The organism is Echinicola salinicaeni (assembly GCF_014280965.1).
Lineage (GTDB): Bacteria > Bacteroidota > Bacteroidia > Cytophagales > Cyclobacteriaceae > Echinicola > Echinicola salinicaeni.
Genome location: NZ_JACODZ010000003.1, coordinates 199109 through 214621 on the forward strand (window position 1 = coordinate 199109; position 15513 = coordinate 214621).

At 39.8% G+C, this 15513-nt stretch carries 13 protein-coding genes; 7 read left to right on the forward strand and 6 right to left on the reverse strand.

Translation table 11 applies throughout. From position 1 onward, the window contains the following. Nucleotides 1-97: 97 nt before the first annotated feature. The 3 genes from H7U17_RS06650 to H7U17_RS06660 are packed head-to-tail and all read right to left on the reverse strand — an operon-like array spanning nt 98 to nt 2778. Nucleotides 98-676, reverse strand: a complete 579-nt coding sequence (locus H7U17_RS06650) for a LutC/YkgG family protein (protein WP_186755883.1) — start codon at nt 674-676, stop codon at nt 98-100. Continuing rightward, nucleotides 673-2046 carry a lactate utilization protein B gene (locus tag H7U17_RS06655; protein WP_186755884.1) on the reverse strand — a complete coding sequence of 458 codons (1374 nt, stop codon included), beginning with the start codon at nt 2044-2046 and terminating at the stop codon, nt 673-675. The genes H7U17_RS06650 and H7U17_RS06655 overlap by 4 nt, the downstream gene beginning before the upstream one ends. Before the next feature lie 6 nt (nt 2047-2052). Then, nucleotides 2053-2778, reverse strand: a complete 726-nt coding sequence (locus tag H7U17_RS06660) for a (Fe-S)-binding protein (protein WP_186755885.1) — start codon at nt 2776-2778, stop codon at nt 2053-2055. 581 nt (nt 2779-3359) lie between these two features. Between H7U17_RS06660 and H7U17_RS06665 the strand changes: the two genes are divergently transcribed. From H7U17_RS06665 to H7U17_RS06675, 3 genes are all read left to right on the forward strand, one after another. After that, the gene (locus H7U17_RS06665) at nt 3360-5468 is read left to right on the forward strand and encodes a bifunctional aldolase/short-chain dehydrogenase (protein WP_186755886.1); all 2109 of its coding nucleotides are present in this window, start codon (nt 3360-3362) and stop codon (nt 5466-5468) included. A gap of 2 nt (nt 5469-5470) precedes the next feature. Then, complete coding sequence (locus tag H7U17_RS06670; protein WP_186755887.1) at nt 5471-6754, forward strand: TIM barrel protein; 1284 nt, start codon at nt 5471-5473, stop codon at nt 6752-6754. A gap of 205 nt (nt 6755-6959) precedes the next feature. Next, nucleotides 6960-8309: an FGGY-family carbohydrate kinase gene (locus H7U17_RS06675; protein ID WP_186755888.1), complete on the forward strand. Its 1350-nt coding sequence runs from the start codon at nt 6960-6962 to the stop codon at nt 8307-8309. Between the two features lie 115 nt (nt 8310-8424). Here the strand turns inward: H7U17_RS06675 and H7U17_RS06680 are convergent, their stop codons facing one another. Next, nucleotides 8425-8652, reverse strand: a complete 228-nt coding sequence (locus H7U17_RS06680) for a hypothetical protein (RefSeq protein ID WP_186755889.1) — start codon at nt 8650-8652, stop codon at nt 8425-8427. Between the two features lie 45 nt (nt 8653-8697). Between H7U17_RS06680 and H7U17_RS06685 the strand changes: the two genes are divergently transcribed. From H7U17_RS06685 to H7U17_RS06695, 3 genes are all read left to right on the forward strand, one after another. Further along, a complete protein-coding gene (locus H7U17_RS06685; RefSeq protein ID WP_186755890.1) occupies nt 8698-9105 on the forward strand; it encodes a hypothetical protein in 408 nt (135 codons plus the stop codon). Between the two features lie 345 nt (nt 9106-9450). Beyond that, entirely contained in the window at nt 9451-11055 is a 1605-nt protein-coding gene (locus tag H7U17_RS06690) for a discoidin domain-containing protein (RefSeq protein ID WP_186755891.1), read from the forward strand. A 389-nt stretch (nt 11056-11444) separates the two neighbouring features. Continuing rightward, entirely contained in the window at nt 11445-11831 is a 387-nt protein-coding gene (locus H7U17_RS06695) for a heme-binding domain-containing protein (protein WP_186755892.1), read from the forward strand. Between the two features lie 80 nt (nt 11832-11911). Here H7U17_RS06695 and H7U17_RS06700 read toward each other — a convergent pair whose 3' ends face one another. Continuing rightward, on the reverse strand, nt 11912-12820 hold the full coding sequence (locus tag H7U17_RS06700) for an NAD(P)/FAD-dependent oxidoreductase (RefSeq protein WP_186755893.1): 909 nt from the start codon (nt 12818-12820) through the stop codon (nt 11912-11914). A 243-nt stretch (nt 12821-13063) separates the two neighbouring features. Next, the gene (locus H7U17_RS06705; RefSeq protein ID WP_186755894.1) at nt 13064-13825 is read right to left on the reverse strand and encodes a hypothetical protein; all 762 of its coding nucleotides are present in this window, start codon (nt 13823-13825) and stop codon (nt 13064-13066) included. Nucleotides 13826-14377: 552 nt separating this feature from the next. Here H7U17_RS06705 and H7U17_RS06710 point away from each other — a divergent pair. Beyond that, nucleotides 14378-15427: a GntR family transcriptional regulator gene (locus tag H7U17_RS06710; protein ID WP_186755895.1), complete on the forward strand. Its 1050-nt coding sequence runs from the start codon at nt 14378-14380 to the stop codon at nt 15425-15427. The last annotated feature ends 86 nt before the right edge of the window (nt 15428-15513 follow it).

Genomic DNA, 15513 nt, shown 5'->3' on the forward strand with positions numbered 1-15513 from the left:
AACAAATATTCTATACTTGTTATACCAGATAATAGTAAAACGGCCAATCCATCAATATTTGGATTGGCCGTTTTTGGTTTACTTTGGTTAAAAGTCTTTAATCAACCAAAAAAACGGTCAAACTCCTTGGACCATGGGCGCCAATGACCAGGGATTGTTCAATATCAGCTGTTTTGGATGGACCCGCAATGAATACTCCATAACCATGTTCATTTACTTTTACCTTTTCATATGCCTGGTGCATATTGGTCAATAAACTATCCTTTTTAAGTAGAATGATCAGATGCTGGGCGATAAACGGCAGGACCCTATGCACTACATTTTTTTCTGGCATCCAGATGGCACCATTTTCTGCCACACCCAACTCACCATTTAGCACAGCCAATTCAACATGTTCTAGATCATGGGGATCAGAGATATTATTGACGTTGACATTGCCATCAATACCTTCAACCAGTGAGGCTTTGAGTTGCTCGCCGGAGAAGTTGGCTTCAATATAAGCTTGGACTTCTTCAAGGTTGGCTGCTTGGATTAGCTTCCCTCCATTGCCAGTTAATCCTTTTTCATATTTCTCCACTAAATTCTGCTCATCGGGAAAGACGAGTAATGCAGGCAAAGAACTTGCTTCTGGTTTATTTTTCTTGATGGCCGCTAATATGGATGCTTTACTGCTCATGATTTTCTGTTTTTCTGGTACCACTCTTTAAAACTCTCTTTGGGTACATCCGGTAAATTACGGTGTTTACCCCAGACATTGATGCTGCTGTAAACTAGGCTGTCCGGAGTGATTTTCAAGGCTGCTCTTGCCATTTTTCCTGCCAAGTCATAAAGTACAGGTCTGCCAAAGGTGTATCCGGCTACTTTCATGGCCAAGTTTTTACTGGCGTCCACATCTGTATTTTCGGTGATCACCTGACGCCATTTATAGAGTTGCTCGTGAATATTGATTTTCACAGGGCAAACGTCTGAGCAAGAGCCGCAGAGGGTGGAGGCAAAAGGTAAAGTGCTGTATTTTTTCAGGTCTTTGCCAGGAGAGAGTATTGATCCTATCGGTCCAGGAACGGTAGAATTATAACTATAGCCGCCACTTCTTCTGTAAATTGGGCAAGTATTCATGCAAGCACCGCAACGAATACATTTAAGGGAGTTTTTGAAATCCTCACGGCCAAGTTGTTCTGTACGGCCATTATCAACTAAGATAATGTACAGTTTTTTGCCTGGTGCAGGTTTATGGAAATGGGAGGAATAATTGGTGATGCTTTGGCCGGTGGCGCTTCTAGCCAATAGCCTAAGGAATACACCCAAATCAGTAGCTCTTGGAATCAGCTTTTCTATGCCCATACAGGCGATGTGGATATCCGCCAAATGAGTACCCATGTCTGCATTCCCTTCATTGGTGCAGACCACAAAGCCACCTGTTTCTGCTATGCCGAAGTTTACCCCGGTAATAGCAGCATTGGCTTCGACGAATTTTTTTCGAAGATGTTGTCTGGCTGCTTCAGTGAGGTATTTAGGATCACTGGCACCTTCATCTGTCCCAATATGTTCATGGAAAATCTCTCCAATATCCTGTTTTTTCAAGTGAATGGCAGGAAGTACAATATGACTGGGAGCTTGCTTGGCAAATTGTATGATACGTTCGCCCAGATCAGTATCCACCACATCATAACCCTTGTCCTCCAAATAATGGTTGAGTCCACATTCTTCGGTAAGGATGGATTTGCTTTTAACAATATTGGAAACCTTGTTTTCCTGTAGGATCCTATAGACATGTTCATTATGTTCTTGGGCATCCTTGGCCCAGAGCACTTCTACTCCATTGGCCAACGCATTGGCTTCAAACTGTTCCAATAGTTCGTCCAAATGAGAAAGGACATAATCTTTGGTAGCAGAGGCTGTATCCCTGAGGGTTTCCCATTCAGGAATGCCTTGTGCAGAAAGGTCCCGTTTTTGGCGCACATGCCATAGTGTTTCATCATGCCAGTGAGTCCTGGCATCATCTTTTATAAATTCTGCTGCCGCTTGGGCGTGGCTTTGAGTTTTCATAATTGCTTATTCGACAGGGTTTCCATTGAGGATTTCAGCGATATGCATAACCTTAATTGGGCTGTTTTGGCGCTTGATCAATCCTTGGAGGTGCATGAGGCAGGACATGTCAGCGCCAGTTAGTACTTCTACTCCATTTCTAGTATGGTCCGCTAATCGGTCATTCCCCATGGTGACAGAGACGGCTTCTTCTGCCACGGCAAAGGTGCCGCCAAATCCACAGCATTCATCTTTGCGGTCCAGTTCTATCATTTCTATTTCCTTGACCTGTTTGAGTAAAGAAAGGGGTTTGTTGAACTCAGGATCCATTCGCTCGGAACACTTTGCTAGTCTTAGCCCCCTTAGGCCATGGCAGGAGGAATGAAAGCCTACTTTATAAGGGAAAGTAGATGCGATATCTTTTACTTTAAGTACATCGGTCAAGAATTCGCAGAGTTCATAGATTTTGGGCGCATTTTCCTCTTTGGGAAGCACATGGTCTTTGACATGAAGGGTGCAGCTGCCAGAAGGGGCAACGATATAGTCAAATCCACCAAAATTCTTCATGAAAAGTTCAGATGATGCTTTGCCATATCTTTCATATCCGGAGTTAGCCATGGGCTGTCCACAACAGGTTTGGGATAGCGGGTAATCCACTTCCACACCATGTTTTTCCAATAATTCTAGGGTAGCCTTTGCTACGCCAGGGTAAAACTGGTCGACGTAACAAGGTATAAAGAGTCCTACTCGCATAGTTTTTTATTTCAAATTCCCAATTTATGGTCTTTCATCTACATCCTTATCCTGCACCATGCTGTTTAATTTAGGCAACTGTTTCAGGACGGGGAGTAGCCCAAATAAGGAATAAAGGATTATTTTTCCATTGTGTGAGTTGCAGGTTGAGCTTGAGCAACTAAAGGATAAAGTTACCTTAATTAAACCAAAATAATCAATTTATAGCTTTATGAATATTGAACATTTCTTTGCAGCTTTTTTCCTTTTCTTGACCCATGTGGGGCTTTTGCTTAATCGAGAAGCTGAGGTCAAGTTAATAGGAAATTAAATTATAAACTTCATTGGGCTTAAGGATAAAGCTTGCAGCTGAGCAAATTTGTAGGGTAGTTTTTGCACCTGCTGAACTTGGGTATGAGGATTTATGGGGATGTGGTTCTTCAGGAATTGTACTAAATCAAATTTGACTACAATAAAATGATAGAAGCGTAAATACTTTCATGAACGGTTTTATCAGCACACAACAGGACAGTAATACCAATTGAAAAAAATAAATTCGCTATCACATACTAGAAGATTGTAATCAAAAAATATTAATCATAATGAGCACAGCAGAGCGTACATTTAAGCATGTAAACTACCTATGGGATGAGCAAAAAGCCCAGGAATTGGAGGGAGATGAGGTAGCCCTACTGATCTATAGATCCAATATCTTGGGAGCCGACCTTAGAATTACTAATTATGGAGGAGGTAATACCAGTTGTAAAACAACGGAAGTAGATCCATTGACCAAGAACGAAACCGAAGTGATGTGGGTAAAGGGATCAGGTGGAGACATCGGTACCCTGACCAAGAGTGGATTGGCAGGCCTGTATGTAGAGAAATTGCACTCGCTTAAAAATGTGTACAGAGGATTGGAGTTTGAAGATGAGATGGTTGGTCTTTTCAACCATTGTATTTATGATTTGGATTCTAAGGCTCCATCCATTGATACGCCGCTGCATGCATTCCTTCCTTTTAAGCATATTGACCATCTTCACCCGGATGCCGCAATAGCCATTGCTGCAGCTAAGGATGGAGAGCAGATTACCAAGGAGCTTTTTGATGGACAGATTGCTTGGGTGCCTTGGCAGCGACCAGGATTTGACCTGGCTTTGCAGTTGGAAAAAGCATTGAACGACAATCCTGGTATCCGTGGGATCATGCTTGGTGGCCATGGTTTGTTTACTTGGGGAGACACGGCCTATGAATGCTATGTCAACAGCTTGGAAGTAATCGATATGGCATCCCAGTACCTAGAAGATAATTACGGTAAAAACCGTCCTGTATTTGGTGGGCAGAAGATCGCATCTTTGGCTCCTGAAGCACGTTTGGACCAAGCTGCTATTATTGCTCCTGTTTTGAGGGGCTTAGCATCCGGATACAACAGAATGGTTGGCCACTTTACTGATGATGAGCGTGTATTGCAGTTTGCCAATAGCAATGACCTTGAAAAACTGGCGCCACTTGGTACCAGCTGTCCTGACCATTTCCTTAGAACCAAGATCAGGCCTTTGGTATTGGATTTTCCTGCTGATATTGACCTGAGCAATACTGAAGAGATCAAAGCCAAGTTGGAAAAAGACTTTGAAGATTACAGGGCTTACTATAAAAAATACTACGAAGACCATAAGCGTGATAACAGCCCTGCCATGCGTGACCCCAATCCTGTGATCATCCTTTGGCCAGGTGTGGGGATGTTCTCTTATGCCAAGAATAAGCAGACTGCCCGTGTAGCCAGTGAATTTTACATCAATGCCATCAATGTGATGCGTGGTGCTGAAGCTGTCTCTGAGTATGTTGCTTTGCCATTGCAGGAAGCATTTGATATTGAGTACTGGTTATTGGAGGAAGCCAAGCTTCAAAGAATGCCTAAGGAGCAGCCTTTGTCTAGAAAAGTGGCGCTGGTGACTGGTGGTGCCGGAGGCATTGGTAAGGCAATTGCTGACAAGCTGGCTAAAGAAGGTGCTTGTGTATTCATTACTGACATTAACCAAGACAGATTGGATGAGGCTGTGGGTACCTATTCCAAGGATGTAGGTGGAGGAGCGGTAATGGATGTTACCAAAGGAGATGATATTCTAAAAGCGTATAAAGCAGCTGCCTTGAAGTTCGGAGGAGTGGATATTGTGGTCAATTGTGCTGGACTGGCTATCTCCAAGCCGATTGAGCAAACTTCAGCGAAAGATTGGGATTTGTTGCAGGACATTTTGGTGAAAGGGCAGTTTGCCGTTTCCAAAGCCGGTGTAGAGGTACTTAGGGCCCAAAAGCTTGGTGGGGATATCATTAATATCGCCAGTAAAAATGCCTTGGTATCTGGACCGAATAATGTAGGATATGGTACAGCAAAAGCTGCACAGGTGCATATGAGCCGTTTATTAGCTGCTGAGTTAGGTAAGGACAAGATCCGTGTGAATGTGGTGAATCCTGATGCCGTGATCGAGGGAAGTAAAATTTGGGAAGGCGAATGGGCTGCTGGAAGAGCAAAAGCCTATGGTATTAAAGTGGAAGAATTACCGGCATTTTACGCCAAAAGGACTATATTGAATGAGATCATCGGTGTGGATGATATCGCCAATGGTGTGTTTGCTTTTGTGGGAGGAGACCTAAGCAAGTGTACCGGTAATATTCTAAATGTAGACGGTGGCGTGGCTGCTGCCTTTGTAAGATAATTATGCGAATAGATCAACAAAAAATAAAAGCATTGAACGATCAGGCACTCTCGGACCATCGGGAGAGCCTTGATCATTTGACTAAAGTACTAGGAAGAAGAGGGGTTGATGTTAATGGAATAATAGAGAAACTGAAAGGTTTTCAAGTTGCCGTACCGAGCTGGGCCTTGGGCACTGGCGGTACGCGCTTTGGTCGTTTTTCTGGTGGAGGAGAGCCGGGAACCTTGGAGGACAAGATTGCCGATGTAGGTTTATTGCATCATTTGAGTCAATCAGCCGGAGCCATTTCATTGCATATCCCTTGGGATATTCCCCAAGATATTGATGCTGTGAAACAGCTGGCGGCTTCTCACGGCTTGGCTTTTGATGCAGTGAATTCCAATACTTTTCAGGATCAAGCCGGCCAAGAACTTTCCTATAAATTTGGTTCCCTTTGCCATGTGGACAAGGCGGTACGCCAACAGGCCATTGACCATAATTTGGAAGTGATCAAATATGGTGATGCCCTAGGATCAAAGTCATTGACGGTTTGGTTGGCAGATGGATCCTCTTTTCCTGGTCAGTTGAACTTCAAGAAGGCATTTCAGCGGACTTTGGAGTCCCTTCAAGAGATTTATGCAGGAATGCCATCCGATTGGAAGATGTTTGTAGAATATAAGCCATACGAGCCGAATTTCTACTCAACTGTAATTCAGGACTGGGGTTCTTCGCATATGTTGGCAGATAAGCTGGGAGATAGGGCCTATAGTTTGGTGGATCTGGGCCATCACCTTCCCAATACCAATATCGAGCAGATTGTAGCCACCTTGATGATGGTGGGCAAGCTGGGAGGTTTCCATTTCAATGATTCCAAATATGGGGATGATGACCTGACTGTAGGGGCCTTGAAGCCCTATCAGTTGTTTTTGATTTTCAATGAGCTTGTGGACGGAATGGAAGATCCAACCTCTAAAAATCCTTATCCTGCCTGGATGATCGATGCCAGTCATAACCTTAAGGATCCATTGGAAGATTTATTACAATCTTTAGAAGCGATAAACCTGGCTTATGCCCAGGCGATGTTGGTGGATAGAGCGGCCTTGGAAGAGGCGAGAGAAAATAATGACCCATCCTTGGCGCAAGAGATTTTACAAAATGCATACAGAACTGATGTAAGGCCATTATTGGCCGAGGCCAGGCTGCAGGCTGATGGAGCGCTGGACCCCATAGGGGCTTATAGACGACTTAATATAAGAAGAGAGTTGATAGCCCAGCGAGGCGTCAAAACTTTGTCTACAGGATTATAATTGATCATTATTGTGAAAAGCAGTCTCTTTTCAAGCAAAAGGAGAGTATTTCCCAGAAACCACTGACTATTTATTTTATTTCCGGTAATCCATTCATCTCTCTATTTATGGGTTTAATAGGTTTGAAGATTTTCTCAAAGGGGATGAATAGGGTTGCCGGTTTTGTATCTTATTTTCCGTAAGGAAAGTACCATTAACATTGCCCATGATGCCATTACAGGTAATAGCCATATTTGATATAGGAAAGACCAATAAGAAATTTTTCTTGTTTGATGAACACATGAACGAAATCAAGCAGGAGTACAATAAAATTCCGCTTACTGAAGATGAAGATGGTTTTGAATGTGATGATTTGGACGCATTGACCAATTGGATAAAATCCACTATCGATGGTATCTGTAAATCTCCAGATTATAAGCTAAAGGGGATCAACTTTTCTACTTATGGTGCCTCATTTGTACATATTGGAGAAGACGGTAGACCTTTGACGCCGCTTTATAATTACCTTAAGGAGATTCCAAATGAAATTATAGACGAATTTTACCGGTCCTATCCAGCGGAAAAGAATAATCTTGAAACCGCATCGCCATCATTGGGTATGTTGAACTCAGGCTTGCAGCTTTATTGGTTGAAAAAAAACAAGCCAGAGATTTTTGAAAAAATCAGATATTCACTGCATTTTCCTCAATATCTAAGTTACCTCTTTACGGGGAAAGCAGTGAGTGAACCTACTTCGATTGGTTGTCATACCAGGCTTTGGGATTTTGAAAAAGGGGAATATCACCAATGGGTGAAGCAGGAAGGAATCGATGGTATACTCCCGGAGATCGTCCCTACTGGTAAAAGCTTTGTCTCACAACTTTGCGGCCATGATGTTCAAGTAGGTGTGGGCATCCATGATAGTTCATCTGCACTTGCATCTTACCTGGTAAGGATCAAGGAGCCTTTTTTATTGATATCAACCGGGACCTGGAGTATTTCTTTGAATCCTTTTACCCAGGATCCGCTGACACAGGAGGAATTGCAAGATGATTGCTTGAACTTTCTTAGTATTGAGGGTAATCCTGTGAAGGCCTCTCGTTTTTTCATGGGCTATGAATTCAATTATCAGATTGACCGCATTAACAAGCATTTCAATAAGCCGGATAAATATTATAAAAGCCTTGCTGCTGACCAGTCCATTTTAGGACAGATCAAGGAAGGAAAAGCAAAGTGTACTTTTTATCCGAAACATATTGCAGCGACTCCTTTGGTGCAATCACTTTTTGAAGGCAATGAATGGAAGCCAGAAGAATTTGGCTCTTACGAAGAAGCCTATCACCATTTGATTTGGGGGGTAACATTACTACAGGTGGCTTCATTGAAGCTGGCCCAGGGAAGTTCTGAGATCAGCAAAGTATTCATTGATGGCGGCTTTGTGCACAATGAGGTGTTTATGGACCTGTTGCAGCATTATTTGTCGGGCTATGAACTTGAGTTTTCTGATTTTCCACTAGGTTCTGCCTATGGGGCTGCCTTGGTGTTGGAGCAGAAAAGCAAGGTTGAGGTGAAGTAGAGCCTTATTCATCCGCAAAGTTTTCCAAGTTAATACAGAAGTTATGGGGTGGTTTATGCAATAGCGCCTATGCTGTTTTGGGGTTTATTTGTCTTGTTTTTCGAACACAGTCATACTAAAATGGCTTGAATTTGTAAACAGCTAATATTGGATTGTGACTTTCTTCATTATGATCCATGATTTTCTTGATTATACTGTTATTGGTTTTGATGATTTCCCTGTGTATTTTGTTCTTTATATACCTAATATTTGGTTCAGATAAAATTTTAAAAAAGCTGTCCCCTGAAACTGCATCAGCCCATGCCGCACTTTTTGAAATTTTTAGACTTAAATTAGATTTCATTGATTTATAATATTAGCAGATTATTTGTATTAAAAGTTGTTTTTAATGGGGAAGTATTCTTATCATATTGTATTTATGCTAACTTTTATTTTTGCAGTTATACTGATGTGGCTTTTGGGGATCATAGATTTAAATCAAGTTGGTAGAGATAGTATTAACTGTGAGCTGCATAAGGATGTGTTCCAAAGCGAAATTAACGATGCAAGAGTGGTTGATAAGTATATTGATTATAAAAATCATGGATATAAAATTGTTAAGATGGTAGCTGGCGAAGAAAAGTTTTCTCTATATTTTCACCTTGTTGAAAATGAAAGAGATTTTGATAGGATAATGGTTTCTGATAAAATTTCTAAGGATAGAAATTCTTTTATTTTTGAGGTTAATAATAGTTATAGTTTTAAACTGGGGTATAATTGCTCCTATGATACGATCCCTAATAGTTCAAGCCATTAGATGGGGTCTAGGACCTGTCTTGGTATATAGGGAAGGCCTTCTAATAGTAGGGAAAGTAGTTATTTAGATCTAAGCGAATAGAACCTTCAGACTTAGATTACCTTATTATTTGCTAGTATGAGGGAAGGGATTTTTTGAGTTTCCTACAAAAAACGCTTTTTTGCTGTTTTTTTATAAGAGACGTTTTATTGCGTTTGTGTTTCATAAATTATTGTTTTCGATATCTTGTTTATAGTATTTTTATATAAATATAGTAATTATTCTGTCTGGTTTTGAAATTTGTAATTTTCATTTGTTTATTTTTTGTCCTATTATTACTTCTGACTAACCTTAAAACAATATTTTATGAAAATGAAAAAATCCTATTTTTCATGGCTTGCATTGCCATGTTTAGCCGCAGGGATGATGTTCAGTTCCTGTAGTGAAGAGGGTATGATTGGAGCAGAAGGAAATGAAGTGGTAAAATCACAGCTTTCCCTTCCTTATCAAAAACAACTTAATGTTGTTTACTTTTTGCCAAATGATATGGAACCTCATGCAGAATATGAGAGGAGGCTTTCAGGGGCTTTGAAGCATATCCAGGGCTATTATGGACAAGAGCTTTTATCTCATGGTTTTGGAAATCGGAGCTTTGGTCTGGAAGAACATGACAGTATACCTGGCTTTGTGAAGATTCATTTGATCGAAGCAAAGGAAGACCGGTATTACTATCCTTATAATGGAGGAGGCCGTAGGGCGATTGAGGAAATAAAAGAATATTTTGCACAGCATCCAGAAGAACAGACCAGTGACCATTTCTTGGTTTTCTTACCTGCAAGTGAAGAAGTGGGGGTTCCTTTTTATGGTATTGGAAAGTTTGCTTTCACCAGGGACTATGCCGGTGGATATGATATGGACAAATGGGTAGAGGGCGAAGGTTTTCCTACCCGGGATGATCGCTGGCTTGGAGGAACCATTCATGAGCTTGGACATGGTTTGAATCTGCCACATAACCGCCAAAAGGTTTCTGATAACTTCATCGCCATGATGGGAAATGGAAACAGCAGGTACTGGTCCAATCCTTCGGGGATCAAGTTTACCAAAGCAAGTGCTTTGATTTTACGCTATAATCAGTTGTTTACGAATAATGCCGAATTTGAATTTTATGATCAAAATCCAAACTTGGTTATCAAGCATAAAAAGATCTATGCCGATGAGGAATATTTATATGTACAGGCAAAATTTACTAGTGAAGTAGATACTAAAGGAGTTATTGTTTATAATGATCCTAAAACAAGCCCCTCAGATGGGAATTATAATGCGATCTCTTGGACCAGCAGAGATATCATAGAGACGGCTTCAGGTCAGGATAGTGTATCCTTTAAGATGGCTTTAGCGGATATTGATGAACAGTTCAAACAATATCCCTTTAAGCTGAATATGAGGTTTGTTCATGAAAATGGTCGTTTTTCCAATTTAAGTCATGATTACAGTTTTGTAAATGGGAAGCCTGATATAGTCGTGGATGATATTACATATGATGATCTAGACAAAACCAATTGGTCGGTGATTGACTTTTCTTCGCAAGAAGATGATTTTGAAGATTCCGGTTGGGCTTACCATATGATAGATAATGATATTTATACGGTTTGGCATTCAGGATGGTATGGAAGCCAACCAACCCCTCCGCACCATATCACAGTAGATATGGCTGATAGCTTTAAAATTAATGGGGTTTCAATTGTTCAAAACCAGAAGGCAACGAATGCTATGCTCATGAACTTTACGGTATATGTTTCTGAAGATAATAGTACTTGGACCAATGCTGGAGACTTTTTGGCAAGTGCCAATAAGGGAAGACAGCAGTTTATCTTTGATGAGTCTGTAATTGCCCGATATATAAAAATTGTAGCACATGATTCTTATGGTAGCCCAGTGGGTGTAAGGATAGCTGAACTGGGAGCATTTTAACCAGCTTTATGCATTAGGAATCGTTAAGAGAATTGAAACTGCAAGAAAATCAGGCTGTTTGGAGATTGAATCATAGCATCGCTATGGTGAAATCGAAAACAGCAGCGAAGCGCCTGATTTTAAAGTAGTTTCAGGTCGTAATTGATAGGCTAATGTATAATGTGGGTTTAAGCTTTAAGACTAAATAATATTATATAAAAGCCGCTTTGAGAATTTCATGGCGGCTTTTATATTTTTTGTCATTTGAAGTTTGGTATAACTGGATGAAATTCCGTACCTACTCTTTGTTTGATTAATATTGATATGGTATTTTTTGAAATATGCTATTGTTATTTTGCTAAAAAGCCTAATATTATTTATTATTCTCTTTTAAAACCATTAATCATAATATGAAAAAACTCTTCGTACTTCCGTTGGCCACAATCATTGGTCTACTATTCTTCCAGGGAACACAAAAATCGGAGGTTCCAGTCAGTCCAGATCTTCATGTAGTGGTGAAAAAAATGCCCAAAAAGATAAAAGCCATAGTAGATCAAAAATGCTATGGGTGTCATAATGCTAATGCGAAAAGCAAGAAAGCAAAGGCCAAATTGGACTGGGATATTTTGGAAAGCAAAAAGAAATCGGAACAAGTGGAAGCTAAAGGTAAAATTTATGAAGTACTGGCAAAAGGAGATATGCCACCAAAAAGATACTTGGAACACAAGCCTGAAGGCCAACTTTCTGAGGATGAATTGGCATTACTAATGAAATGGAGCAAAATCAAAAAGAAATAACTGAAATTTGAATTTTAACTGGTTCAGGCCTTTAGGCTTGAACCAGTTTTGTTTTATAGCAACCGGAGAGCTGATTAGTCTTAGAATTGTTCCTTGACCAGTTCCATATTGACCACTGCTCCTGCTATATTTCCCTTTGCCACTGAATTGGCTACGGAGCGCATACCTGAACTATTGTCTCCACAAGCAAAGATGCCTGCAATATTTGTCTTTTGCATTCCATCAACAGTCAAATAGCCTTCCTCATTGAGTTCGCAGCCAAGGGATGTGGGGATGTCTGAATGCTGGTGAAAGGGAAGCGGTCCATATACAGCCTCAAAGTCTTCTTTGCTTCCATCCTCAAATATTATATTTTTAATTTGTCCATTTTCATGCGTCATTTCTATCACTTTCTTTTCTATGACCCTTATATTGTGCTTTGTGAATTTTAAAAGCTGTTCTTCACTTAGGTCAGGTTTTCCCTGGGTTAAGATGCTTAGTTCATTGGTAAGGTTAGCGACTAAAGGGCTTATATGCAATGCCTTTTCACCATTGGCTAAAATCCCAGTTTTCTTTTCGCGGATTTCATACCCGTGGCAATAAGGACAATGGACTACTGAAATTCCCCAGCACGCTGAAAAGCCTTCAATATCTGGCATGATATCTTTAACACCAGTTGCGAAAATTAATTTTTTGCTTGTAAATTCTTGCCCACTCGCAGTGCTAATCATGAAAGTGTCATTGTGCTTTACCCCTTTTATGGCAAGATCATCGAGAAATTGTACAGACTTATATTTTAAGACCTGTTCTTTGGCCTTTAAGGTGATTTCATTGGGCTTTGCGCCATCTTGTGTAATAAAGTTATGGGAATGTGGTGTTTGTCGATTGCAGGGGAAGCCACTATCTATAATTAATACTTTTCGTAAGGATCGACCTAGGGCCATTGCGGCAGAAAGTCCCGCATAACTGCCTCCTATTATAATTACCTCGAAATCTTTATGAGTATCCATGAGCTATTTTTGAAAGTTATAAATGCATAAAACTGCTGATCAGCCATTTTATATGATGGCCTTTGCGATGGCTATAGCAAAGATGTCAATATGCAAATATACAACCCGCTCAATAAAATGCAACATTGTTGCGTTTTATTGAGCGGGTATTAAGCAGATAGGCAGAGGTGAAGAATAATAATATGTATGTAATTATAGAAAAATGGGATAAGTTATATGATACTATCCAATTCAGCCTAGTTTTTATCTGAAAGAGAACATCAGTTTAAATTGCAGGGTGGAGAGAGGTGTTTCCACCATGCCCTCGCCATCGTTTTCTGATTCATAAGGCATGTTTACTTTTTGGTTAAAATAGTCCACTGCCAATCCAATCGCCTTGCGTCTGATGCTAAGTCCAAAACTTGGGTACAAGCACATGTCTGACATTACACCGCTAAGGCCATCTCCAGAAAATGAAGTGAAATAATCCTCTGTTGATTCATCATAATAGTCAATTAACATGGCATGATAAGAGATTCCTACTTGGGCCCTGAGATCCACTATAAATTCTTCAACGGGATTGTAGCTTATCACGGGGCCCAATTTTGAGGAGAGGCTAGCTCCATGGAAAATATTAGTGTCTTCTGTTTGTCCTGTATTTGATTTAGCATAATCAGCCCAGTCTAGCTCAGTATAACTTAAGTTGATAATGGTCCAGTCCAAGCCGAATTTAATCGAACTACTGCTTCTATTGTTGAAATAATAATTCCTTCCCCATTCAAATGTATAGCCTTTCGAAGCTCCGATTTTGCCATCCCTGACATTATCATATGGTGTCATGGAAGGTATTAATTCACTGTCTGTAATATTATTGAGTCCTATCCTAATATAACTGCCCCTAAAGTCTGTTGGGAAATCTTGTTTGTATTCTATCTGAACTTGTGTAGTGTCTTGCCCATAACTGTAAGCAGTGCTTAGCAATAGGAGGAATGCTAAATAGAACAAATTGATTTTTCGATTTTTCATGTCATTACTTCATTAAAAATGTTTACTTGGTTCGTCTATATGATTATTGTGTTCTTCGTGGAAAGGGGTTGGAAAAATGGTATAGGCCATTAATGCTTAAAATATTGGTAAGCTTCTTTTACTCCTTTCGATTCAAGGATTTATTAATTGGGAGAAATTCATTTTATGGTAGTCTATTTGGGGTTTTGGATAAAAAGTCCCCTTAGTCTAAATTCCGGTATTTTATATTACTCAAATTCATAGGGAACAAAAGTTATGCTGCTCCAAAAGTATTATTTTCCACTTTTCTAGTAAATACTCAAAAATGAGTATTTTTCACTAATCACTTCATGTTTAGTACCTGTAATTGTTTCTGATTTGAATATGGTGCTGTTGAGTATGTTAAGTTTAAGAGTTGATTATATTTTAGTTAGGTAGATTTGTAGAGAGATGGAGCTTTCCTGAAATTTGGCCTTTGGGTTCCTACTATTAAAATTATTCTCCAGTCTCTACTAAGTTTGGACAGTAATCTATATCTTAGAATTTATTGCCATTTATTACCTAAACCCCAGAATGATCGCAACCTCATCATCCATACGAATTGATTCTGAATCCAGAATTCCAAAGTACCAGCAAATTATCAATTCCATTATAGAGGATATTGAAAAAGGCGCCCTTTCCGTAGGAGAAAAAATACCTTCGATCAACGAGATCAGTGAGGGGCATTACCTTTCTAGGGATACTGTGGAAAAAGCCTATAGCTTGCTTAAGAAGAAGAAGATCATCATTTCTGTAAAAGGGAAAGGATATTATGTAGCAAGAAATGTGTCCCATTCTCAAACTAAGGTGCTTTTTTTGCTCAATAAGCTCTCGAATTATAAGCTGAGAATATATAATTCATTTGTTAACAATCTTGGGCCGGATTCGCAGGTGGACTTAAACATTTATCATTGTGATCCAAAGAACCTTATTAACCTCTTAAAGGAGAATACCGGTGCCTATGATTATTATGTCATTATGCCCCACTTTAAAGACCAGGAATTGAACCATCTGAATTATGATCAGGAAGTAATCAAAAGTATAACGGATATTCCCTCTGAAAAGGTGATCATCATGGATAATTACCTCCCAGATGCCGGTTTGGAGACTGCAGCTATTTATCAGGATTTTAAAATGGATATTTACCAGGCGCTAAAAGAGGGCCTGGCTAGGATTAAAAAATATGAAAAGCTGATTTTAGTATATCCAGACAAAGTAATATATCCTTACCCAAGCGAAATCAAACAAGGCTTTAAAAAGTTTTGTGTGGAATTTGGTATCAACTTCGAGATCATAGATACCATATATGCCGATATGGACTTGGACCAACATGATGCTTATATAATAATAGAGGAAAATGACCTGATTAATTTGATCAAGCAAATCAGGGAAAGAGAATTTGAGCTTGGTGAAGATATAGGGGTGATATCTTATAATGATACGCCATTGAAGGAACTACTAGGGATAACCGTTATGTCTACGGATTTTAAGGTAATGGGGGAAACTGCGGCCTATATGATTAAGAAGCATAAAAAGGAAGTGGTGAAAAATGTCTTTAACTTTATTGACCGGGGTTCCATTTAATGCTAGGATTTGACTATCGTCCATAACAGTACAGGACAGCTGTTTCTGTGAACTTTTTTATTTTCACAATTACCCAGAATACGAAA